The 23,432-nt window shown below is 68.7% G+C and carries 14 protein-coding genes; 4 read left to right on the forward strand and 10 right to left on the reverse strand.

From position 1 onward, the window contains the following. Complete coding sequence (locus tag AB5J56_RS31930) at positions 1-873, reverse strand: alkaline phosphatase family protein (RefSeq protein WP_369237609.1); 873 nt, start codon at positions 871-873, stop codon at positions 1-3. A 127-nt stretch (positions 874-1,000) separates the two neighbouring features. Then, positions 1,001-1,453: a VOC family protein gene (locus AB5J56_RS31935; protein ID WP_369237611.1), complete on the reverse strand. Its 453-nt coding sequence runs from the start codon at positions 1,451-1,453 to the stop codon at positions 1,001-1,003. Between the two features lie 137 nt (positions 1,454-1,590). Between AB5J56_RS31935 and AB5J56_RS31940 the strand changes: the two genes are divergently transcribed. After that, positions 1,591-4,623 carry a bifunctional [glutamine synthetase] adenylyltransferase/[glutamine synthetase]-adenylyl-L-tyrosine phosphorylase gene (locus AB5J56_RS31940; RefSeq protein ID WP_369237613.1) on the forward strand — a complete coding sequence of 1,011 codons (3,033 nt, stop codon included), beginning with the start codon at positions 1,591-1,593 and terminating at the stop codon, positions 4,621-4,623. Between the two features lie 101 nt (positions 4,624-4,724). Here AB5J56_RS31940 and AB5J56_RS31945 read toward each other — a convergent pair whose 3' ends face one another. Continuing rightward, positions 4,725-5,684, reverse strand: coding sequence for a DMT family transporter (locus AB5J56_RS31945; protein WP_369237615.1), 960 nt, complete (start codon positions 5,682-5,684; stop codon positions 4,725-4,727). A gap of 71 nt (positions 5,685-5,755) precedes the next feature. On the opposite strand from AB5J56_RS31945, the gene AB5J56_RS31950 reads away from it, so the two are divergent. Further along, on the forward strand, positions 5,756-6,652 hold the full coding sequence (locus AB5J56_RS31950) for a LysR substrate-binding domain-containing protein (RefSeq protein WP_369237617.1): 897 nt from the start codon (positions 5,756-5,758) through the stop codon (positions 6,650-6,652). Between the two features lie 5 nt (positions 6,653-6,657). Here the strand turns inward: AB5J56_RS31950 and AB5J56_RS31955 are convergent, their stop codons facing one another. The 6 genes from AB5J56_RS31955 to AB5J56_RS31980 form a co-directional block, all read right to left on the reverse strand. Beyond that, positions 6,658-7,515: a phosphatase PAP2 family protein gene (locus tag AB5J56_RS31955; protein WP_369237619.1), complete on the reverse strand. Its 858-nt coding sequence runs from the start codon at positions 7,513-7,515 to the stop codon at positions 6,658-6,660. Between the two features lie 110 nt (positions 7,516-7,625). Then, positions 7,626-8,660 (reverse strand): LacI family DNA-binding transcriptional regulator, encoded by a 1,035-nt coding sequence (locus AB5J56_RS31960; RefSeq protein WP_369237621.1) that lies wholly within the window; start codon positions 8,658-8,660, stop codon positions 7,626-7,628. A gap of 25 nt (positions 8,661-8,685) precedes the next feature. Beyond that, positions 8,686-10,335, reverse strand: a complete 1,650-nt coding sequence (locus AB5J56_RS31965; RefSeq protein ID WP_369237623.1) for a glycoside hydrolase family 13 protein — start codon at positions 10,333-10,335, stop codon at positions 8,686-8,688. Between the two features lie 68 nt (positions 10,336-10,403). After that, a complete protein-coding gene (locus tag AB5J56_RS31970) occupies positions 10,404-11,315 on the reverse strand; it encodes a sugar ABC transporter permease (protein ID WP_369237625.1) in 912 nt (303 codons plus the stop codon). 12 nt (positions 11,316-11,327) lie between these two features. Then, positions 11,328-12,326: a carbohydrate ABC transporter permease gene (locus AB5J56_RS31975; protein WP_369237627.1), complete on the reverse strand. Its 999-nt coding sequence runs from the start codon at positions 12,324-12,326 to the stop codon at positions 11,328-11,330. Between the two features lie 173 nt (positions 12,327-12,499). Beyond that, positions 12,500-13,786 (reverse strand): extracellular solute-binding protein, encoded by a 1,287-nt coding sequence (locus tag AB5J56_RS31980; RefSeq protein WP_369237629.1) that lies wholly within the window; start codon positions 13,784-13,786, stop codon positions 12,500-12,502. Positions 13,787-14,233: 447 nt separating this feature from the next. Here AB5J56_RS31980 and AB5J56_RS31985 point away from each other — a divergent pair, with 447 nt between their 5' ends. Further along, the gene (locus AB5J56_RS31985; RefSeq protein WP_369237631.1) at positions 14,234-15,616 is read left to right on the forward strand and encodes an alpha-amylase family protein; all 1,383 of its coding nucleotides are present in this window, start codon (positions 14,234-14,236) and stop codon (positions 15,614-15,616) included. A gap of 63 nt (positions 15,617-15,679) precedes the next feature. On the opposite strand, the gene AB5J56_RS31990 is transcribed toward AB5J56_RS31985, so the two are convergent. Beyond that, the gene (locus AB5J56_RS31990; protein WP_369237633.1) at positions 15,680-17,764 is read right to left on the reverse strand and encodes a carbohydrate-binding module family 20 domain-containing protein; all 2,085 of its coding nucleotides are present in this window, start codon (positions 17,762-17,764) and stop codon (positions 15,680-15,682) included. Positions 17,765-17,997: 233 nt separating this feature from the next. Between AB5J56_RS31990 and pulA the strand changes: the two genes are divergently transcribed. Next, positions 17,998-23,409 (forward strand): pullulanase-type alpha-1,6-glucosidase, encoded by a 5,412-nt coding sequence (gene pulA, locus AB5J56_RS31995; RefSeq protein ID WP_369237635.1) that lies wholly within the window; start codon positions 17,998-18,000, stop codon positions 23,407-23,409. Positions 23,410-23,432 lie beyond the last annotated feature (23 nt).

Genomic DNA, 23,432 nt, shown 5'->3' on the forward strand with positions numbered 1-23,432 from the left:
TCAGGACGTCCAGATACCCGTGAAGTCCTTGCCGGAGGCGGCGTTGCCCGCGTGCGGGAGGCCGTGCATGTCCTCCAGCGTGCGCAGCAGGTCGTAGTGGTTGTAGGTGGTGGTGGACGAGGAGCCGGCGGTCACCTGCTGGCCGTAGAGGACCGTAGGGATGCGGTTGCCGGACAGCCGGTTGTCCTCGTCGAAGGTGACGACGAGCAGGCTGTTGTGGGTCTTGGCCCAGGTGGCGTAGGCGCCCAGGTTGTTCTTCAGCCAGGTGTCACCGGTGGACACCGAGCAGTCGTGCATGTCGCTGCACAGGTTGGGGACGACGAAGGAGACCTGCGGGAGCGTCGTGTAGTCCGTGGGGAACTGCGCGAAGGTCTTGGCGCTGGACGTCGGCACGTTGCTGAAGCCGATCCACGGGTTGTGCTTGCGCGCGTAGTTGCCGCTGCTGCACGTCGTCGAACCCTGGCTGGGCAGGCTCTCGTTGTAGCTCGCCCAGGTCTTGCCCGCGGCGATCAGCTCGGAGGCGAGGTTCGGGGCGGAGGAGAAGCCGGGCGTGACGCAGCTGTCGTCCGTGATGCCCTGGGTCGAGCCGGAGAACAGGGCGTAGTAGTTCGGCTGGCTCGGGTGCGTCTCGCCGAACGACTGGGAGAGGTTGGCGCCCCCGGTCTTGAGCGAGTTGATGTAGGGGGCGCTGGAGGAGCCGATCACCTGGCTGTAGGCGTGGTTCTCGAAGACCACGACGATCACGTGGTCCGGGGTCGGGACCCCGGTCGCGGCGTGCGCCTCGGACGAGCCGCCGAGGCCGGTCCAGAGACCGACCGCGGCCGCGGTGAAGGCGATGGCGGACGCCACGAGGGCACGGCTGCGTCGGTACACGGTTCTGCCGGACACTACAGACCTCCGGAGTGGGGGAACGAGGGCGGGAGCGGTGCGGACAGAGCATGCACACGCCAACTTTCCCTGGTCCCGCGTTCCCCAACCCCACGGATGAAGATCAGGTGAACTACTGCGCCGGTCCGCCCGCCTGCCGAGCCTGCTCGCGCAGCAGCTGGTGCAGCGGCTCCGCGGCCCGCTTGCGGTACTCCTGGATCGCCCAGCCGTTGCCGTCCGGGTCCTTGAAGTACATGAACGTGCCGCCGTCCTGCGGCGAGAACGCCTGCGGCTCGGTGACCTCCAGGCCGCGGGCCGTCAGCTCGTCGTACGCCGCCTTGGCGTCCGTGACGACCAGCTGCATCCCGTGGTACGTCCCCGGCTGCGGCGACCCCGTCGGGATCTGCAGCCCGTCGACCAGTGCGATCGAACAGCCGGACCCCGGCGGGGTCAGCTGCACGATCCGCACCCCCTCCATCACCTCGCTGTCGAGATCGACGTGGAAACCGACCTTGTCGCGGTAGAACTCCTTCGCCCGGTCCACGTCGGAGACCGGCATCAGGATCACTTCGAGCGTCATGTCCATGGCTTGACTCCCTTGTCGTGCGCACGGGGCTCTCGCTTCGGGTCCTCCATACAGAAGCGGAAACCCGTCCGGGGCGCCACCGTGCGGACGCGGGTTAGGCTCAGCTCCGTACGACCTTGATCCGACAGGAGGCCGGGATGACGGCGCCGGGGCGCAGGAGCAGTACCTTCACGCGGCTGCTGCGGCACGGCTTCACCGACCCGTCGGCGGCCGAGCGGCTCCTGGAGAGCGCGGAGCTCGCGCCCATAAAGGCCGACCCCGTTCTGCTGGACGCGCTGGGCGCGACCGCCGACCCCGACCTGGCGCTGCTCGGGCTCGTCCGGCTCGTCGAGGCGCAGGACGGCCACACCGCCCAGCAGGAGCTGCTGGACACGCTCATCGCGGCGAAGCCGCTGCGCGACCGGCTCCTCGGGGTGCTCGGCGCCTCCGCGGCCCTCGCCGACCACCTCGCCCGGCACCCCCGGGACTGGCAGGCGCTCGTCATGTACGAGCCGCAGGACCTGCACCCCGGCGTCGTGGAGTTCGAGCGGGGCCTGGCCGAGGCCACCGACCCCGTCGCGCTGCGCGTCGCCTACCGCCGTTGCCTGCTCTCCATCGCCGCCCGCGACGTCTGCGGCACCACCGACATCGCCCAGACGGCCGCCGAGCTCGCCGACCTCGCGACCGCGACCCTGCGCGCCGCGCTCGCCATCGCGCGCGCCGCCGCCCCCGACGACGCCGCACTGTGCCGGCTCGCGGTCATCGCGATGGGCAAGTGCGGCGGTCACGAACTCAACTACGTGTCCGACGTCGACGTGATCTTCGTCGGCGAGGCCACCGACGGCGCCGACGAGGGGAAGGCCGTCCAGGCGGCCACCCGGCTCGCCTCGCATCTGATGCGGATCTGCTCCGAGACCACCATCGAGGGCACCATCTGGCCCGTCGACGCCAACCTGCGCCCCGAGGGACGCAACGGCCCGCTGGTGCGCACGCTGAGCAGCCACCTCGCCTACTACCAACGCTGGGCCAAGACCTGGGAGTTCCAGGCGCTCCTCAAGGCCCGGCCGGTGGCCGGTGACCTCGAACTCGGCGAGGAGTACGTCGCCACGCTCGCCCCCCTCGTCTGGCAGGCCGCCGAACGCGAGAACTTCGTCCCCGACGTGCAGAAGATGCGCCGCCGGGTCGTCGAGAACATCCCCGCCGCCGAGGTCGACCGCGAACTGAAGCTCGGTCCCGGCGGCCTCCGCGACGTCGAATTCGCCGTCCAGCTCCTGCAGTTGGTGCACGGGCGGGTCGACACCTCGCTGCGCAGCGGGACCACGCTGGACGCGCTGAAGGCCCTCGCCGAAGGCGGGTACGTGGGGCGCGTCGACGCCGTCCAGCTCGACGACGCCTACCGCTTCCTGCGCTCCATGGAGCACCGCATCCAGCTCTACCGGCTGCGGCGCACCCACCTCGTGCCCGAGGGCGACGCCGACCTGCGGCGCATCGGACGGTCGCTCGGACTGCGCGCCGATCCCATCGCCGAGCTGAACCGCGAGTGGAAGCGGCACACCTCCGTCGTACGGCGGCTGCACGAGAAGCTCTTCTACCGGCCGCTGCTCGACGCCGTCGCCCAACTCTCCCCCACCCTCGAATTCGCTCGGGCGGGGGGACCCCCATCGGGCGAGACCCGGTTGAGCGCCGGTGCGGCCCGCGAGCGGCTCGTCGCCCTCGGGTACGCCGACCCGGCCGCCGCGCTGCGCCACCTGGAGGCCCTCGCCTCCGGCGTCAGTCGCAAGGCCGCGATCCAACGCACGCTGCTGCCCGTGCTGTTGGGCTGGTTCGCGGACTCCGCGGAACCGGATGCCGGGCTGCTCAACTTCCGCAAGGTGTCCGACGCGCTCGGCAAGACCCCTTGGTATCTGCGGCTGCTCAGGGACGAAGGGGCCGCCGCGGAGAACCTGGCGCGGGTGCTGTCCGCCGGGCGGCTCGCCCCCGATCTGCTGATGCGCGCGCCCGAGGCCGTCGCGCTGCTCGGGGACGGGGACGCGGGTGGGCTCGCGCCGCGTGAGCGGGGGCTGCTGGAGCAGGAGGTGCTTGCCGCGGTGGGGCGCGCGGACGGTGGTGAGCAGGCCGTCACCGCGGCGCGTGGAGTACGGCGGCGTGAGCTGTTCCGTACCGCCGCCGCCGACATCGTCGCCTCCTACGGCACCGAGGAGTCGCCTGCCGAGGCCGACCAAGGTGCGTTGGTCGATCGCGTCGGCGGGGCTGTCTCCGATCTCACCGCGGCCACCCTCGCCGGGACCCTGCGGGCCGTCGTCCGCGACGGGTGGGGGGACACGCTGCCCACCCGGTTCGCCGTCATCGGCATGGGGCGCTTCGGCGGGCATGAGTTGGGTTACGGCTCCGATGCCGATGTGCTGTTCGTGCACGAGCCGCGGGACGGGGTGGACGAGCAGGAGGCCTCGCGGGCTGCGAATGCCGTCGTCTCCGAGATGCGGCGGTTGTTGCAGGTGTCGAGTGCGGATCCGCCGTTGCTGATCGACGCCGACCTGCGGCCCGAGGGCAAGTCCGGGCCGCTGGTGCGGACGCTCAAGTCGTACGAGGCGTATTACCGGCGCTGGTCGCTGGTGTGGGAGTCGCAGGCGTTGCTGCGGGCCGAAGTCGTCGCGGGGGACCTCGACCTGGGGCAGCGGTTCATCGAGCTGATCGATCCGCTGCGGTATCCGGCGGAGGGGCTGGGGGACGACGCCGTACGGGAGATCCGGCGGCTGAAGGCCCGGATGGAGACCGAGCGGATGCCGCGCGGGGCCGATCCCACGCTGCACACCAAGCTCGGGCGGGGCGGTCTGTCCGACGTGGAGTGGACCGTGCAGTTGCTTCAGCTGCAGCACGGGTGGGAGGAGCCGGGGCTGCGCACCACCCGGACCCGGCAGGCGCTGGCCGCCGCGTGTGCCGCGGAGCTCATCTCCTCGGAGGACGCGGCGATACTGGACGAGGCGTGGGTGCTGGCTACGCGGGTGCGTAACGCGGTGATGCTGGTGCGGGGGCGGGCCGGCGACACTTTTCCGTCGGACGGGCGTGAACTTGGGGCCGTGGGGCGGTACTTGGGGTACGGGCCGGGGCATGTGGGCGACATGATCGACGGGTATCGGCGGACCACTCGGCGGGCTCGGGCCGTGGTGGAGGAGCTGTTCTACGGCGGGTAGCGGTCCTCGGTCTGGTTGCGGGCCGTCGTCGGCTGCGGTGGCTCGTGGGGGTCGGGGCCGCGCCGGTACATCCGCCCGCATCCGTACGGATCGGCTGGGGGTTACAAGGGGGCTGTCTTCTCTTGATCCGTTCGGATGCGGGCATTTGATGTACCGGCACGGCCCCTTCCGTCGGATCGCGGGTGCCGGCAGGTGGGGGTGGGGGTGCGGGTGAGGGCCACTCCGGTCAGGACCACGGCCATGCCTGCTATTACGCGAAGGCCTACGTGCTCGCCCAGCACCAGTGCACCCAGGGCCACCGAGACAACCGGCAGCAGGTAGCCCACCGTTGCTGCGCTCGTGGGGCCCTCGTCCGCTATCAGGCGGTAGTTGAGGTAGAAGGTGACGCCCGTGCCGAGGGTGCCGAGGACGGTGACTGCCAGGAGGGCGGTGGCGTCCGGGTGCAGGGGGCCCGCGGTGGGGAGGGCGAGGGTGGTCCAGGCAGTGGCGGCGAGGAGTTGGGCGGCCGACGTGGCCATGGGGGCCTTGTTGGCGGTGAGTTTGCGGGCCATGTAGGCGAAGGCGACGGCGTAGCTTGCCGCGGCGCCCAGGAGGGAGAGGGCGCTCCAGGTCAGCAGGCCCGACCGGTGCCAGGGGGCGAAGATCAGCAGGGTGCCCGCGAAGCCCAGGGCCAGGCCGGTCAGGCGTAGCGGGTGCAGGTTGCGGTCGGTGCCCAGGAGGGCGCCGATCAGCAGGGACCAGAGGGGGGTCGTGGCGTTCAGTACGCCCGCGATGCCCGAGTCGACCGTCTGCTCGCCTATGCCGAACAGGGCGAAGGGGATGGCGTTGCAGAAGAGGGCGGCTATGGCCAGGTGGCCCCAGATGGAGCGGTTCCTCGGGAGGCGTTGGCCGGCTCGGCGGGCCAGTGCGAGGAGGACCAGGGTGCCCAGGGCGCAGCGCGTGATGGTGATCTGGGCGGGGGAGAGGCCGTGGTTCAGGGCCAGCTTGATCCAGAAGAAACCCGAACCCCAGAGGAGGGCGAGTGTCGCCATGCGGAGGGAGGAGGAGAGGTGGCGGGGCATGGGTTCAGCGTTGATTAATTTACTTGTGAGGACAAGTGAAGAGTTTTGTATGCACTGTTAAGCTGTGCTGCATGCTTGATGTGCGACGTATGCAGGTGCTGCGGGCCGTGGTCAGTAGTGGGTCGGTGACGGCTGCTGCGGGATTCTTGGGGTACACGCCGTCCGCCGTCAGTCAGCAGGTCGCGGCTCTGGAGAAGGAGGCCGGGACCGCGCTTCTGGAGCGGGTCGGCCGTGGGGTGCGGCCCACTCCCGCGGGGCTGTTGCTCACCGAGCACGCGGACATCATCGGGCGGCAGGTCGCCGAGACGGAGGCCGCCCTCGCCGATCTGCTGGCCGGGCGCACCGGGCGGCTCGCGGTGCGGTACTTCGCCACCGCCGGGGTGCCGCTGATGGCACCGGCGATCGCGCGGATGCGGGCCGAGCATCCGCGGGTGCAGGTGGAGCTGAAGCTCGGTGAAGCCGATGATCCACTGCCCGAGGTGCGTGAGGGGCGGGCCGATCTCGCGTTGGTGGTGCGGCCGCGCGGCGAGGAGCCTGCCGGTGTGCGGCTGGTGCACCTGCTGGACGATCCCTATCGTGCCGTGCTGCCCGTGGGGCACCCGCTCGCCGGTGAGCGGGTTGTTGATCTGGCCGCGTTGGCCGATGAGCCCTGGGTCGGCAGTGAGCGGGCCGGGTCCTGTCTGGATGCTCAGCTCGATGCCTGTGCCGCGGCCGGCTTCAGCCCCGGGTTCGTGGTGGAGAGCGAGGACCACATCACCGCTCAGGGGTTTGTCGCGGCCGGGCTGGGCGTCAGTCTGATTCCCCGGCTCGGGCTGGGCGCGCCTCATCCGGGGGTCGTGGTGCGGGCCGTGCGAGGGCCCGAGCCCCTGCGGATCATCTATGCGGCCGTACGGGAGACGGCGTCACCGCAGCCCGCGCTGCGGGGGCTGCTCGACGCCCTGCGGGACGCGGCTCACGCGGGGCCCTGAGGGGCTTACGCCTTGGTGGGCAGAAAGGGGCCGCCCCGCGCCGCCACCGTGCGCGGCAGGGCGTACGGCAGTGATCCGTACCAGAGGCGGGCCATGGTGTAGCCGAAGGCCAGGCAGAGGATGCCGCCCACCGCGTCCAGCCAGAAGTGGTTGGCCGTCGCCACGATGACCATCAGGGTGGCGACCGGATAGAGCAGGCCCAGGATGCGGGCCCACGGCGCCGACGCCAGGGCGAAGATCGTCAGCCCGCACCACAGCGACCAGCCGATGTGCATCGACGGCATCGCCGCGTACTGGTTCGACATGTGCTTCAGGTCGCCCGACGCCATCGAGCCCCACGTCTGGTGCACCACGACCGTGTCCACGAAGTCGCCGCCGTTCATCAGGCGGGGCGGGGCCAGCGGGTAGAAGTAGTAGCCGACCAGGGCGACCGCGGTGGTGGCGAAGAGGGCCAGGCGCGCCGCGGCGTAGCGGCCGGGGTGGCTGCGGAACAGCCACACCAGCACACTCAGCGTGATCACGAAGTGCAGCGTCGCGTAGTAGTAGTTCATGCCGACGATCAGCCATGTCACCGAGTTCACGGCGTGGTTGACGGACTCCTCGAAGGCGATCCCGAGGTGGTGCTCGGTCCGCCAGATCCAGTCGGCGTTGTGCAGTGCCTGCGTCTTCTGCTCGGGCACCGCGTTGCGGATGAGCGAGTACGTCCAGTAACTCAGAGCGATCAGAAGGATCTCGAACCAGAGGCGGGGGCGGCGCGGGCGCCGCAGTCTGCGCAGGAATCCCCTTCCCGCCTCCGCGTCCGCGACGGGGCGTGGAGTGACCTGATCTTGGCCTTCCAGTGTCGTCACGGTGATATCACCCATAGGCACAGAGTCTGCCAGAAAAGCCTTCCCGCACCGATCATCCCCTGGTCGCGTTCCCGTCGCACGTTCTACACCGCGGGTAGGCGTGCGGGGCGCCCCCTTTCTCCTCCTTAGGGACGATTCCGGTCCCCAGGGGCAGAAGCGGTCGAACCGCGCACCACCAGTTCCGGCATGAACACGAACTCGCTGTGCGGTGCGGGCGTCCCGCCGATCTCCTCCAGCAACGTGCGCACCGCCGCCTGTCCCATCGCCGGGACGGGCTTGCGGATCGTCGTCAGCGGCGGATCGGTGAAGGCGATCAACGGCGAGTCGTCGAAGCCGACCACCGAGATGTCCTTCGGCACGTCCAGGCCGCGCTGGCGCGCCGCCCGTATCGCGCCCAGCGCCATCATGTCGCTCGCGCACACCACCGCCGTGCAGCCGCGGTCCATGAGGGCGGCGGCCGCGGCCTGGCCACCCTCCAGGGTGTAGAGGGAGTGCTGGACCAGGCGCTGCTCGATGTCGTCGGGGGCCAGCCCGAGCTGCTCCTGCATCGAGCGCACGAAGCCCTCTATCTTGCGCTGGACCGGCACGAACCGCTTCGGGCCGAGGGCCAGACCTATGCTGTTGTGCCCCAACGAGACGAGGTGGGTGACCGCGAGCGCCATCGCCGCGCGGTCGTCGGGCGAGATGAACGGCGCCTGGACCTTGGGGGAGAAGCCGTCCACGAGGACGAACGGGACGCCCTGGGCCCGCAACTGTTCGTAGCGCTGCATGTCCGCAGAGGTGTCGGCGTGCAGGCCGGAGACGAAGATGATGCCCGCGACCCCGCGGTCCACCAGCATCTCCGTCAGCTCGTCCTCGGTGGAGCCGCCCGGGGTCTGGGTGGCGAGCACCGGGGTGTAGCCCTGGCGAGTCAGCGCCTGGCCGATGACCTGCGCCAGGGCAGGGAATATCGGGTTCTCCAGCTCCGGCGTGATCAGCCCCACCAGGCCCTCGCTGCGCTGCCGCAGCCGCACCGGGCGCTCGTACCCGAGCACGTCGAGCGCGGCCAGGACGGACTGGCGGGTGGTAGCGGCGACGCCCGGCTTCCCGTTCAGGACGCGGCTGACAGTCGCCTCACTGACCCCCGCCTGGGCTGCGATGTCGGCAAGCCGTGTGGTCACAGGATTGGACTGTACCGGTCGCATGTCAGGCTGCCCACCAGACCGTTGAATCAGCGGGCAGTTCGGTCGTCTCGGCGCCCGCCTCGACGTCCGCGCTCGCCAGCAGCACCGTGCCCGGCGTCGGCACCCGCACCGGGGCCGCGGTCAGGTTCACCGTGCAGACGAAGGAGCCCTGTTCGGTGTCGCGGCGGAAGGCCAGGACGCCCTCCGGGGCCGGCAGCCAGTCGATCCGGCGGCCCGCGCCGAGCGCCGGGTGGTCGCGGCGTACGGCGAGCGCGCTGCGGTAGAACTCCAGCGTGGAGGTGGGGTCGCCCTCCTGCGCCTCGACCGTGAGGTGCTTCCAGTCGGCAGGCTGCGGCAGCCAGCTCGGACCGCCCTCGACGGGACCGAAGCCGAACGGAGCGACCTCGCCCGACCACGGCAGCGGCACCCGGCAGCCGTCACGGGTGCCGTCCTGGCCCGCGCTGCGGAAGAACGCCGGGTCCTGGCGCACCTCGTCGGGCAGATCGACGACCTCGGGCAGGCCGAGCTCCTCGCCCTGGTAGAGGTACGCCGAGCCGGGCAGCGCCAGCATGAGCAGGGTCGCCGCCCGGGCCCGGCGCAGACCACGCGCCTCGTCCCCTTCCGCGAGGCGCGTGGAATGCCGTACGACATCGTGGTTGGACAGCACCCAGGTCGCGGGCGCGTGTACGGCGTTCATGGCGCCCAGCGAGCGGTCGATGACCTCGCGCAGGTCGGTCGCGTTCCAACCGGTGGTGAGATAGGTGAAGTTGAAGGCCTGGTGCAGCTCGTCCGGGCGCAGGTACAGGGCGCTGCGCTCGACGGTCGGCGTCCACGCCTCGGCGACGGCGATGCGCTCGCCCGCGTACTCCTCCAGGATGCGGCGCCAGCTGCGGTAGATCTCGTGTACGCCGTCCTGGTCGAAGTACGGCACGGCCTCGGTGCCCAGCAGCTTGACCTGCTCGTCGTGGCCGATGTCCGGCAGGCCCGCCGCCTTGACGAGGCCGTGCGCGACGTCGATGCGGAAGCCGTCGATGCCCAGGTCCAGCCAGAACCGCAGGATGGAGCGGAACTCGTCGTGGACGGCCGGGTGTTCCCAGTTGAAGTCGGGCTGCTCGGGCGCGAACAGGTGCAGGTACCAGTCGCCGTCCGCCACGCGCGTCCACGCCGGTCCGCCGAAGATGGACTCCCAGTCGTTCGGCGGGAGTTCGCCGCTGTCGCCCTTACCCGCACGGAAGTGGAAGCGTTCCCTCAGCGGCGAACCCGGGCCCTCGCGCAGCGCCTGCTTGAACCACTCGTGCTGGTCGGAGCAGTGGTTGGGCACCAGGTCGACGATGACGCGCAGACCGAGCGCGTGCGCGTCACGGACCAGGTCGTCGGCGTCCGTCAGGTTGCCGAACATCGGGTCGACGGCACGGTAGTCGGCGACGTCGTAGCCCGCGTCCGCCTGCGGCGAGGCGTAGAAGGGGGAGAGCCACACCGCGTCGACGCCGAGCTGCTTCAGGTACGGCAGCCGGGCGCGGACGCCGGGCAGGTCGCCCATGCCGTCGCCGTTGCCGTCGGCGAAACTGCGCGGGTAGACCTGGTAGATGACCGCGTCGCGCCACCACTCCCGGCGCCCGGAGGCGGCGGAGGAGGCGTCGGTGGGGAGTGCGTCGGTGACGTGCTGGGTCATGGATTCCCTTAGGGGTGCGGGGGGATCGACGGAGGCGCTTGCGGGACTTGCTAAGTGCGGGAGGGCCGTCACGACTTGGTTCCGCCGGCCGTCAGTCCGGAGACCAGGCTGCGCTGCACCAGCATGAAGACGATGGCCGCCGGGATCGTGATGATGATCGCCGTGGCCGAGGTCCACGCCCAGTCGGGCCGCTGGTCCTGCGCGAAGGTCCGGATGCCGACCGCGAGCGTGTAGTGGTCGGACTGCATGAACTGCGTGGCGTACGCGACTTCACCCCAGGCGGTGAGGAAGCTGTAGAACGCGGTCACCGCGAGACCCGGCTTGGCGAGCGGCACGATCAGCCGCCAGAACGTGCCGAACGGGGTCAGGCCGTCCACCCGGCCCGCCTCGTCTATCTCCTTGGGGATCGTGTCGAAGTACCCCTTCATCATCCAGGCGCAGAACGGCACGGCCGTCGTCGCGTACGCCAGGATCAGACCGAGGTAGTTGTCGAGCAGGTTCAGCTCGGACATGAGGAGATACAGCGGAACGATCAGCACGATACTGGGGAACATCTGGGTGACCAGGAACGTCCACATCAGCTGCTTGCTGCCCGGGAACTTCATCCGCGACACCGCGTAACCCGCGGTAGCGGCGAGGAAGACACCGAGCACCGTGGTGCCGCCGGCGACGATGACGGTGTTCAGGAACCACTTCGGCAGATCCGAATGCGTCAGTACGTCCTTGTAGTTGTGCAGGCTCAGGTTGCTGAGCACCTTGCCCGGCTCCTGCCAGGCGTCCTTCGGGCCGAGCGAGATGAACAGGATCCACACCACCGGGAAGGCCGCGATCACCGTGGCCGTGATCAGGGTGGCGTGCAGGGCGATCGACGAGCCGCGGCTGCGCTCCTCGCGGCCGCGCACCTTGCGGGGTACGGCCGCTTCGGACCTGCGGGAGGCGGTGGGAGCGGACGTGGAGGTCTCGTGGGTTGCTGCGGTCATGGCGAGGGCTCCTTACGCCTGCTCGGACTTCAGGGTGCTGCGGCGGTAGAAGGTCGAGAAGGCCATCAGGAGGGCGAGGATGATGATTCCGTACGTCGCCGCCCCGGCGTAGTCCGAGATGCCGGTGAAGGCCTTGCGGAAGGCGAAGGTGACAAGGATGTCGGCGTCGCCGCTCGTGTTGTTGCCCAGCAGCAGGTAGATGACGTTGAACATGTTGAACGTCCAGATGCAGCCGAGCAGGATCACCGTGTTGGAGACCGGGCGCAGGCCGGGCAGCGTCACGTTGACGAAGCGCTGCCAGGGCGAGGCGCCGTCCATCTCGGCTGCCTCGTACAGCTCCTTGGGGATGGACTGGAGGCCGCCGAGGACCGCGACCATGTTGAACGGGATGCCGATCCAGACGTTCACCATGATCACGGCGACCTTCTGGGCGAACGGGGTGCCGAGCCAGTCCTGCGCGGGCAGCCCGAACGCGGTGATGACCTCGTTGAAGACGCCGTACTGGGAGTTGAGCATCAGCCGCCAGGCGAAGACGCCGATGAACGACGGGACCGCCCACGGCAGGATCAGCATCGCGCGGTAGAAGCCACGGAAGCGGACCTTGCGGTTGAGCAGCACCGCGAGGCCCATGCCGATGCCGACCTGGAGCGTCACGCAGGAGACGGTCCAGATGACCGTCCACACCAGGCGCGGGTAGAAGTCGCTGTCGGCGCCGGACAGCACGTGCCAGTAGTTGTCGAGTCCGACGAACTTGTACGTGGCGGGGCGGTGGAAGGCGCCGATCGTGCTCGCGACGTTCGCCTCGTTGGCGTCGGTCAGCGACTGGTAGATGCCGTAGCCGAGGGGATAGAGGACCAGGACGGCCAGGACGATGGCGACCGGGGCCACCATGGCCCAGGCGTACCAGTACTTGTCCCAGGACCGTCGGAGCGCCGAAACGCGTGGGGGGCGCGCGGCCTTGTCGCCTCGCGCTGTCTTACCGGAATTCTCGGTGCTCGCTGCGGTCGTCATCCTCATCGGCTCTTTCGCGGCGGAAGTCTGGGTGGAGCGGCGGGTTCCTCGCGGAACCCGCCGGACTCCGGGTGGTTCCGCAGCCCCAGGGGAGCCCCAGGCGGGGCGGCAGCGGGGTAAGTCCTTCCCCGGGGCTGCGTGTCCTTGATTACCTACTGGCTACGGGCGGGTGATCAGCCGATGGAGTAGCCGGGCAGGAGCTTCTGGAACTCCTTGGCGGTGTTGTTCAGGCCGTCCTTGACCGACGCGTCGCCCTGGAGGATCTTCACGTAGTTCTGGGCGAGCGGCGTGAAGAGCGAGCCGACCTGGGGGAGCGCGACGCGCGGGCGGGCGGTCTGCTCCAGGATCGGCTTGAAGCCGGCGATCTTGGCGTTCGCGGTGACCTCGGACGTGTACGCGGACTTACGGGTCGGCAGGGTGCCGGTCTTCTCCGCGAGGGTGACCTGGCTCGGGGTGGACGTCATGAACTGGGTGAACAGGTAGCTGGCGTCCAGGTTCTTCGAGCCCTGGTAGACCGTGAGGTTGTGGCCGCCGGTCGGGGCCTGGGCCTTGCCGCCCGCGCCGGCCGGGACGGGCGCGTAGCCGAGGTTGTCCTCGTCCTTGAACGCCTTGCCGGTGACGTCCTCGCTGACGGACCAGGGGCCCTGGATCAGCATGGCGACCTTGCCGCTCTTGAAGGCGGTCTGCATGTTCTGGTAGGCGTTCGCGAAGTCGACCTTCATCGACGCCTCGTCGTTGATCTTCTTCGCGATGGTCAGCGCCTTGACGGCGGCGTCGTCGCTGATCGTGATCTTCTTCGCCGAGGTGTCGGCCATGTCCGCGCCGTTGCTGTAGAGCAGCGGGAGCAGGAAGTAGGAGTCGGGGTTGAGGTAGGTGCCGTAGGCCCCGGTCTTCTTCTTGATCGTCTTCGAGTCGCTGATGAACTCGTCCCACGTGGCCGGCGGCGCGTCGATGCCGGCCTTCTTGAGCAGCTCCTTGTTGTAGAGCAGGCCCAGGGTGTCGGTGACGGACGGGACGCCGTACGTCTTGCCGTTGTACTTGGTGGTGTTCATCGGACCCGAGTTGAAGTCCGAGGTGTTCGTCAGCGCGGTGGTGCCGTCCAGCGGGGCGATGTAACCGAGGGACGCGTACTCGGCCATCAGGCCCACGTCGGTGCGGACGACGTCCGGGGCGCCCTTGCCGCTCTTCGCGGCGGACTTGAACTTCTGCTCGACGTCGGTGAACGGGATGCTCTCGTAGTTCACCTTGATCTTCGGGTACTTGGCCTCGAACTGCTTGATCAGGGCCTTGTACGTCGGAGCTTCGGTCGCCGCGTCCGAGGTGTCCCAGTACGTGATCGTCCCGGAGATGTCCTTGGCGGCCTTCGGCTTGCTCGACGAGTTGTCGTCGGAACCACCGCAAGCGGTCGCAGACAGCGCGATGACGGTCACCGCGGCGGCGATCGATATGCCACGTCGCATATGAACTCCTAGAAGAAGAGGTGCCCGGATCTTCCCTTGGGAGGACCGCGGGTGCCGTCTGTCCCTTCGACGGCCGCCGGGCTGGGAGGAAGCTAACAGCGCTGCAAGTCCTTGCGAAAGGAGTTGCAAGGAATTTTCTGCAAGATCGGGGAAGCGTGACGTTCCCGTTACCGGCGCGTGTCGCCTGCCTGCGGGTGCTCCGGGGCGGCTCCGGCCTTCTTGCAGGGTGAACTGGCCGTCGCCGGACATCTGTTGAAAGTTGTTACGACATCTTGCTGAAACCTGAGCGTCGGCGATACGTTCCCGCACACGTCCGGCCTTGTTGATCACGCAATGGCTTCCAGGCGGACGACGGTCGATCCATCCCGTAAATGGATAAACCGGCACAAAGATAAGCAGTATCCCCGCCCCATCCCCCCACCCGCACGACGAAGTGCAGGAGTACACATGGCCAGGAAGACTCTGGCCGCCACGGTCGCCCTCGCGGCCGGCATGGCGGTCTCGCTCACCGTTCCCACGGGCATCGCCGAGGCGTCCCCGCCCGGCACCAAGGACGTCACCGCCGTCCTCTTCGAGTGGAACTTCGCCTCGGTCGCCAAGGAGTGCACCAACACCCTCGGCCCCGCCGGATACGGCTACGTCCAGGTCTCACCGCCCGCCGAGCACATACAGGGCTCCCAGTGGTGGACGTCGTACCAGCCCGTGAGTTACAAGATCGCCGGGCGGCTCGGCGACGCCACCGCCTTCCAGAACATGGTCTCCACCTGCCACGCGGCGGGCGTGAAGGTCGTCGCGGACACCGTCGTCAACCACATGTCGGCGGGCAGCGGCACCGGCACCGGCGGCTCCTCGTACACGAAGTACAACTATCCGGGCCTGTACTCGTCCGCCGACATGGACGACTGCACGGCGACGATCAGCGACTACACCAACCGCTCCAACGTCCAGAACTGCGAGCTCGTCGGGCTCGCCGACCTGGACACGGGCGAGGAGTACGTCCGCAAGACCATCGCCGGCTACATGAACACCCTGCTCGGCTACGGCGTCGACGGCTTCCGCATCGACGCGGCCAAGCACATCCCCGCGGCCGACCTCGCCAACATCAAGTCCCGGCTGAGCAACACGTCGGTGTACTGGAAGCAGGAGGTCATCTACGGCAGCGGGGAGGCCGTCCAGCCCACCGAGTACACGGGCAACGGCGACGTCCAGGAGTTCCGCTACGCCTACGACCTCAAGCGGGTCTTCAACAGCGAGAACCTCGCCTACCTGAAGAACTACGGCGAGGGCTGGGGCTACATGAACAGCTCGGTGGCCGGTGTCTTCGTCGACAACCACGACACCGAGCGGGGCGGATCGACCCTCAACTACAAGGACGGCGCCAACTACACCCTGGCGAACGTCTTCATGCTCGCCTACCCGTACGGCGCCCCGGACATCAACTCCGGCTACGAGTGGTCCGACGCGGACGCGGGCCCGCCCAACGGCGGCTCGGTGACCGCCTGTTGGCAGGACGGCTGGAAGTGCCAGCACGCCTGGCCGGAGATCAAGTCGATGGTCGCCTTCCGCAACGCCACGCGGGGCGAGTCGATGACGAACTGGTGGGACAACGGCAACGACGCGATCGCGTTCGGCCGCGGCAGCAAGGGCTTCGTGGCGATCAACCACGAGACCTCGTCCCTGAGCCGCACCTATCAGACGTCGCTCGCGGCGGGCACGTACTGCAACGTTCAGAACAACACGACGGTGAGCGTGAACAGTTCGGGCCAGTTCACCGCGACCCTCGGCGCCAACACGGCGCTGGCGATCTACGCGGGCAAGTCGAGCTGCTGAAGCCTCGATCGCGAAGGCCCGGTCACCGCTCCGGCGGTGACCGGGCCCCGGCCTGCTGTCCGGCTACTTCCAGGTGTCGCTCGCGGTGTATCCGCTCGACGTGCCGGTGGAGTACGAGCGGTTGGTGCCCGACTCCCATGTCACGGTCCCGGAGCTGTCCTTCTTGATGTACTTGTAGGTGAAGGCCGTGCTCTTGGGGACGATGACCGTCTTGCTCCACGTCGGGTACGACGCCGACGACAGCGGGATCGCGTCGCTGGTGTTCCAGGAGCCGAGGGAGGCGGTGGAGCCCACGATGTAGACGTTGGTGCCCCAGCCGGTGGTCGCGTTGACGTTGAAGGTGACGTCCGTGGCGTCCGAACTCGCCACGTTCCAGCTGTTGTTGAAGGTCACCGCCGAGGCGCTGGTCGTCGCCGACCGGTTGGCGTTCGACTCCCAGGTGACGTTTCCGGACGAGTCCTTCTTGATGTACTTGTAGGTGAAGGACGTGTTGATCGGCACGCTCGCCTCCCCGGACCAGATCGGGTATCCGGAGGACGAGAGCGCGACGGCCTTCGACGTGTCCCAGGAGCCGAGGGCGTCGATCGAGCCGACGACGTACACGTTCGTGCCGCTCGTGGTGGACGCGTACTCGTTGAACGTCGCGCTCACCGTGGAGGTGGAACCGCCGCCGCCGGAGTCGTCGCAGCCGACGGTGCAGGTGTAGTCGGCGTTGTAGAAGGCGACCGCGTCCTTCGCCGGGATCGTGATGCTCGCGCTGCCGCCGGAGACGGTGACTGTGCTGTCGCCGCCGTCGATGACGTTGGAGTACGTGCCGTCGGCCATGCCGGTGGCGAAGGTGTAGGTGGCCGCGCTCGAACCGTTGTTGACGGCGAAGAAGCTCGCGCCGCTACGGCCGAAGCCGATGACGGACGACGACTTGGTCGACCAGTTCGAGACGGCCGCGTTGCCGGCCGCGTTGTGCCAGGCCACCATGCCGACGACCGCCGTGTCGCGGTCGAGGCAGTTCCAGGTGCCGGAGCAGTTCGTGTCGGTGACGAGACCGGACGAGTTCGGCGGGGCCTGGTCGCTCTGGCTCCACTGCCAGCTGGCGTAGACCGTCGGCGTCGACCACTTGTAGGCGAGCTGGAAGAGGTTGGCGAGCTTGTAGCTGTCGCCGTCCTTGTAGCTCATGTGCAGGCCGTTGCGCTCGGTGTCGTGGTTCGTGACGAAGGAGACCGAGTTGGCTGCCGGGAGGATGCCCGACGACGACAGCGACTCCAGGTCGGAGACGTTGCCCTGGAAGGCCGACTTCATCTTGCTCGCGTAGGTGAAGTCGAGGACGTCACCCGAGCCGTAGTAGTCGCTCGGCTGCGGGGTCGAGCCGGGGTAGATCTCGTCGAAGATGTACGGGGCCGAGCCCAGCGTCGTGGTGTTCAGCTTGGCCGCGATGGCCGACATGTCGGCGGCCGGGATGTGCTTGGCGGAGTCGACGCGGAAGCCGTCGACGCCCACCGCGATCTGCTTGTTGAGGAAGGCCGCGATGCCCGAACGGACGCTGTCCGCGCCGGTCTTGAGGTCGGAGAGGCCCAGCAGTTCGCAGTTCTGGACCTGGGTGAGGTTCGAGTAGTCGTGGATGATCAGGTCGGAGGTGGGGCAGTCGGCGGACGTGTGGTAGTCGCTCGGGTTCCAGTCCGGGGTGTCGTACTTGTTGGTGAGCGTGGTGCCGTCGTAGCCGGTGCCGGTCTGCGCGGCGGTGTGGTTGATCACCGCGTCCGTGTACACCTTCACGCCCGCCGCATGGCAGGCCGAGACCATGCTCGCGAACTGCGTCGCCGTACCGAAACGGCTGTTCAGGCTGTACGAGTACGGCTGGTAGACGTCCCACCAGTAGTAGTTGGTCTGCTTGAGGGACTCCGAGGGCGGGGCGACCTGGACGGCGCCGTAGCCGGCCGGACCGAGCACGTCGGTGCACTCGGACGCGATCGAGTTCCAGTTCCACTCCCACAGGTTGGCGATCACATCGCCCTTGGCGGTGGTGTCCGCGTGGGCGGTGGCCGCCGGGAGGGCTACGGCACCGGCGAGTGCGAGGGCACCCGCGGCGACGGCGCCGGCAACCCGGTGCAGGAAGGTGCGACGCCGCGGTGCGGGGGGCGGGCGTCTGGACATGAGCGGCTCCAGAGGGTGTCGAAGTGGAGGGGCCGTGATTCAACAACTCGTGAGCGTGGGGGAGTTGAGAAGGGCACGTCAAGGTCGGCGTTGAAAGTTCTTGCTGTGAGTTGCAAGGCTCTTGCTGTAAACCTTTCGTTAGCGATACGGTCGCGCCCGGCGCCCGGCAGCATTGCCGCACTGCGGCCCTGGGCTAGGCCCCGATCGAGCCGTATTCGCAAGGAGTTCACCCTGTGATACCGAGATGGCCGGCGCCCTGGGCGCGCCGTACCCCGCAGCGCAGACGGGCCGCGGTCATTGCCGTGGCCGCCCTCACGGCAGCGTTCGTCCAGCCCGTGGCGGCACGCGCAGAGACCCCGCCCGCACCCCCTTCGGACGCGAAGCTCGCAGCCGAGCCCGCCCGGCACGACGACACCCGCGAGCAGTTCTACTTCGTGATGCCGGACCGCTTCGCCAACGGCGACACGTCCAACGATGAGGGAGGCCTGACCGGTTCACGCCTCGCGACCGGCTACGACCCCACCGACAAGGGCTTCTACCAGGGCGGCGACCTCAAGGGCCTGACGAAGAAGCTCGACTACATCAAGGGCCTCGGCACCACCTCCATCTGGATGGCGCCGATCTTCAAGAACCAGCCCGTGCAGGGCACCGGCAAGGACGCCTCGGCCGGCTACCACGGCTACTGGATCACCGACTTCACCAAGGTCGACCCGCACTTCGGCACCAACAAGGACCTGGAGACGCTCATCTCCAAGGCCCACGCCAAGGGCATGAAGGTCTTCTTCGACGTCATCACCAACCACACGGCCGACGTCGTCGACTACCAGGAGAAGTCCTACGACTACCTCTCCAAGGGCGCCTTCCCGTACCTGACCAAGGACGGGAAGCCCTTCGACGACGCCGACTACGCCGCGGGCGGCAAGGGCTTCCCCTCGGTCGGCACCGGCTCCTTCCCGCGCACGCCCGCCGTGGCCGCCGCGAAGAAGAACGCCAAGGTCCCGTCCTGGCTCAACGACCCGACGATGTACCACAACCGCGGTGACTCCACCTACGCCGGCGAGTCCACCACGTACGGCGACTTCTCCGGCCTCGACGACCTGTGGACCGAGCGTCCCGAGGTCGTGCAGGGCATGGAGAAGATCTACGAGAAGTGGGTCCGGGACTACGACATCGACGGCTTCCGGATCGACACCGCGAAGCACGTGAACATGGAGTTCTGGACGCAGTGGGCCACCGCCCTCGACGCCTATGCGGCCAAGCAGGGACGCAAGAACTTCTTCATGTTCGGTGAGGTCTACTCCGCCGACACCTCGATCGACGCGCAGTACGTCACCCAGGGCCGCCTGGACGCGACGCTCGACTTCCCCTTCCAGGAGGCGGCCCGCCAGTACGCCTCCCAGGGAGGCAGCGCCCAGAAGCTCGCCACGCTCTTCGGCGACGACTACAAGTACACGACCGACAAGGCCAACGCGTACGAGCAGGTCAGCTTCCTCGGCAACCACGACATGGGCCGCTTCGGGTACTTCCTGAACCAGGACAACCCGAAGGCGACGGATGCCGAACTGCTGAAGAAGGACAAGCTCGCAGGCGAGCTGATGTTCCTGAGCCGCGGCAACCCGGTCGTCTACTACGGCGACGAGCAGGGCTTCACCGGCGCCGGCGGCGACAAGGACGCCCGCCAGACGATGTTCGCCTCCAAGGTGGCCGACTATCTCGACGACGACGAGATCGGCACCGACCGCACGCACGCGAGCGACGCATACGACACGAGTGCGCCGCTCTACAAGGAGATCGCCGCCCTCTCCGCACTGCGCAAGGACAACCCGGCCCTCGCGGACGGCGTGCAGACACAGCGGTACGCGGCCGACGGCTCCGGCGTCTACGCCTTCTCCCGCACGGACGCGAGGACCGGCACCGAGTACGTCGTCGCCTTCAACAACGCGGGCGAGTCGAAGACGGCCACCTTCGCGACCGGCTCGGCGGATATGAAGTTCCGTGGGATCTACGGCACTTCGTCCACGGCGGTGAGTGACGCCGACAAGAAGGTCACCGTCACCGTGCCCGCCGGATCCGCCGTCGTCCTCAAGGCCGCGGGCAGGCTCGGCGCACCCGCCACGAAGCCTTCGCTGACCCTCAAGGCCCCCGACGCCGGCGCCACCGGCACCGTCGAGCTGAGCGCCGACGTGGCCGGCGGACAGCTCAACCGCGTCGTCTTCGCCGCCCAGGTCGGTGACGGCAAGTGGCGGACGCTCGGCTCCGCCGACCACGCCCCGTACAAGGTCACCCAGACCATCGGCAAGGACGTGGCGGCCGGAACGGCCCTGCGGTACAAGGCAGTTGTGGTCGACTCGGCGGGACGTACCTCCAGCGCGACGGCGACCTCGACGACCGGCACCCCGCCGGCCGCCGAGGTCCCCACCGCCTCCTCGCGCGACTACGCGGTCGTCCACTACAAGCGCACCGACGGCGACTACACCGACTGGCGGCTGTACGCCTGGGGCGACCTCGCCGACGGAGAGTCGACGACCTGGCCCGCGGGCCATGACTTCGTCGGCCGTGACGCCTACGGGGCCTTCGCCTACGTCAAGTTGAAGCCGGGAGCCTCCAGCGTCGGCTTCCTGGTGATCGACAAGGACGGCAACAAGGACGTCGCCACCGATCGCACGATCGATGTGACCAAGACCGGCGAGGTCTGGGTCGAGCAGGGCAAGGACACCGTCCTCACCGAGAAGCCCGACTACCCGGCGCAGGACAAGACCAAGGCGGTCCTGCACTACCACCGCGCCGACGGCGACTACGACGGCTGGGGACTGCACGTCTGGACGGGTGCCGCGAGCCCCACGGAATGGTCCAAGCCCCTGGAGCCGGTGAAGACCGACGCCTATGGCGCGGTCTACGAGGTGCCGCTCACCGACGGTGCCACCAGCCTCAGCTACATCCTCCACAAGGGCGACGAGAAGGACCTGCCCACCGACCAGTCGCTCGACCTCACGGCGAACGACCATGAGGTGTGGCTGCTGGGCGGACAGGAGAAGTACCTGCTCCCGCAGCCCGCGGGCAGCGCCGCCGCGCTCGACCTGACCACCTCCAAGGCCGTCTGGATCGACCGGAACACGGTCGCCTGGAACGGCTCCGACGCCGCCGCCTCCACCCAGCTGCTGTACTCCCAGGGCGGCTCGATCACCGTGAAGGACGGCGCGCTCACCAGCGACGACGAGCGCTGGCTGCGGCTGAGCAGGACCGCTCTCACCGACGCGCAGAAGGCCAAGTTCCCGCATCTGAAGGCGTACACCGCCTGGTCCGTCGACCCGCGCGACCAGGGCCGGGTGCGCGAGGCGTTGAACGGGCAGCTCGTCGCCTCCCAACGGGCCGCGAACGGCGCCGTGCTGGCGGCGACGGGCGTGCAGATCGCCGGCGTACTCGACGATCTGTACGACGCGACGAAGGCGGACCTCGGTCCGACCTTCCGGGACGGCCGCCCCACGCTGGCTGTCTGGGCGCCCACCGCGCAGAAGGTCTCGCTGGATCTCGACGGGTCCACCGTCGCGATGAAGCGCGACGACGCCACGGGCGTCTGGTCCGTCGCCGGGTCCAAGTCCTGGAAGGGCAAGCCCTACCGGTACGTCGTCAAGGTGTGGGCGCCGTCCGTGCGCAAGGTCGTCACCAACAAGGTCACCGACCCCTACTCGGTCGCCCTGACCGCGGACTCCGAGCGCAGCCTCGTGGTCGACCTCGACGACAAGTCCCTTGCTCCGAGCGGCTGGTCGGGCCTGAAGAAGCCGAAGGCCGTGGCGCTGAAGGACGCCCAGATCCAGGAGCTGCACGTCCGGGACTTCTCGGTCGAGGACAAGACGGTCCCCGCGAAGGAGAAGGGCACCTACCTGGCCTTCACCGATCAGGACAGCGACGGCTCCAAGCACCTGCGCGAGCTCGCCGAGTCGGGCACCTCGTACGTGCACCTGCTGCCCGCGTTCGACATCGCCACCATCCCCGAGAAGAAGTCCGAGCAGTCGAGCACCGACTGCGACCTCGCCTCGTACGCCGCCGACTCCGACAAGCAGCAGGAGTGCGTGGCGAAGACCGCCGCGAAGGACGCCTACAACTGGGGCTACGACCCGTACCACTACACGGTCCCCGAGGGTTCGTACGCGACCGACCCGGACGGCACCGGGCGCACCGTCGAGTTCCGCAAGATGGTCAAGTCCCTCAACGGGGACGGCCTGCGGGTCGTCATGGACGTGGTCTACAACCACACCGCCGCCAGCGGCCAGGCCGACACCTCGGTGCTCGACAAGGTCGTCCCCGGCTACTACCAGCGCCTCCTCGCGGACGGCAGCGTCGCCAACTCCACGTGCTGCGCGAACACCGCGACCGAGAACGCCATGATGGGCAAGCTCGTCGTGGACTCGATCGTCACCTGGGCCAGGGAGTACAAGGTCGACGGCTTCCGCTTCGACCTCATGGGCCACCACCCCAAGGCCAACATCCTCGCCGTGCGCAAGGCCCTCGACGCGCTCACCCTCGCCAAGGACGGCGTCGACGGCAAGAAGATCATCCTGTACGGCGAGGGCTGGAACTTCGGCGAGGTCGCCGACGACGCCCGCTTCGTGCAGGCCACCCAGAAGAACATGGCCGGAACGGGCATCGCGACCTTCTCCGACCGGGCCCGTGACGCCGTCCGCGGCGGAAGCCCGTTCGACAGCGACCCCGGGGCCCAGGGCTTCGCGTCCGGCCTCTACACCGACCCCAACTCTTCGACCGCCAACGGCACTTCGGCCGAGCAGAAGGCCCGGCTGCTGCACTACCAGGACCTCATCAAGGTCGGCCTGTCCGGCAACCTCGCCGCCTACCGCTTCACCGACACCGACGGAAAGGACGTCAAGGGCTCCGAGATCGACTACAACGGCCAGCCCGCCGGATACGCGGACGCGCCCGGCGACGCCCTCGCCTACGCCGACGCGCACGACAACGAGTCCCTGTACGACGCGCTCACCTACAAGCTGCCCGCGGCGACGAGCGCGAACGACCGGGCCCGGATGCAGGTCCTCGCGATGGCGACGGCCACCCTCTCGCAGGGGCCGTCCCTCTCGCAGGCCGGCTCGGACCTGCTGCGCTCCAAGTCACTGGACCGCAACTCGTTCGACAGCGGCGACTGGTTCAACGCCGTCCACTGGGACTGCCGGGACGGCAACGGCTTCGGCCGCGGACTGCCCCCGGCGGCCGACAACGCCTCCAAGTGGCCCTACGCCAAGCCCCTGTTGACCTCGGTCAAGGTCGGCTGTGACCAGATCGAGGGCACCTCGGCCGCGTACCAGGACCTGCAGCGGATCCGTACGACCGAGAGTGTCTTCTCGCTCTCCACGGCCGACCAGGTCCAGTCGAAGCTGTCCTTCCCGCTGTCCGGCAGGAATGAGACACCGGGAGTGATCACGATGGAGCTCGGCGACCTCGTCGTCGTCTTCAACGCGACACCCGACAAGCAGCGGCAGACGGTGGACGCCCTGGCAGGGACGGCGTACGCGCTGCATCCCGTGCAGGCCGCGGGCGCGGACTCTACCGTCAAATCCTCGTCCTATGCATCGGATTCGGGCACCTTCGCCGTTCCGGGGCGGACCGTGGCCGTTTTCCGGCGCGCAGCCCGGTAGGCAGGGCTAATTTGGTGGGGCAG

The sequence above is a fragment of the Streptomyces sp. R21 genome (genome assembly GCF_041051975.1).
Taxonomy (GTDB): domain Bacteria; phylum Actinomycetota; class Actinomycetes; order Streptomycetales; family Streptomycetaceae; genus Streptomyces.

Coding starts and splice junctions, on each gene's coding strand:
- AB5J56_RS31935 (WP_369237611.1), bottom strand. CDS start 1,453: ATGGACATGACGCTCGAAGTGATCCTGATGCCGGTCTCCGACGTGGAC.
- AB5J56_RS31940 (WP_369237613.1), top strand. CDS start 1,591: ATGACGGCGCCGGGGCGCAGGAGCAGTACCTTCACGCGGCTGCTGCGG.
- AB5J56_RS31945 (WP_369237615.1), bottom strand. CDS start 5,684: ATGCCCCGCCACCTCTCCTCCTCCCTCCGCATGGCGACACTCGCCCTC.
- AB5J56_RS31950 (WP_369237617.1), top strand. CDS start 5,756: ATGCTTGATGTGCGACGTATGCAGGTGCTGCGGGCCGTGGTCAGTAGT.
- AB5J56_RS31955 (WP_369237619.1), bottom strand. CDS start 7,515: ATGGGTGATATCACCGTGACGACACTGGAAGGCCAAGATCAGGTCACT.
- AB5J56_RS31965 (WP_369237623.1), bottom strand. CDS start 10,335: ATGACCCAGCACGTCACCGACGCACTCCCCACCGACGCCTCCTCCGCC.
- AB5J56_RS31970 (WP_369237625.1), bottom strand. CDS start 11,315: ATGACCGCAGCAACCCACGAGACCTCCACGTCCGCTCCCACCGCCTCC.
- AB5J56_RS31975 (WP_369237627.1), bottom strand. CDS start 12,326: ATGACGACCGCAGCGAGCACCGAGAATTCCGGTAAGACAGCGCGAGGC.
- AB5J56_RS31980 (WP_369237629.1), bottom strand. CDS start 13,786: ATGCGACGTGGCATATCGATCGCCGCCGCGGTGACCGTCATCGCGCTG.
- AB5J56_RS31985 (WP_369237631.1), top strand. CDS start 14,234: ATGGCCAGGAAGACTCTGGCCGCCACGGTCGCCCTCGCGGCCGGCATG.
- AB5J56_RS31990 (WP_369237633.1), bottom strand. CDS start 17,764: ATGTCCAGACGCCCGCCCCCCGCACCGCGGCGTCGCACCTTCCTGCAC.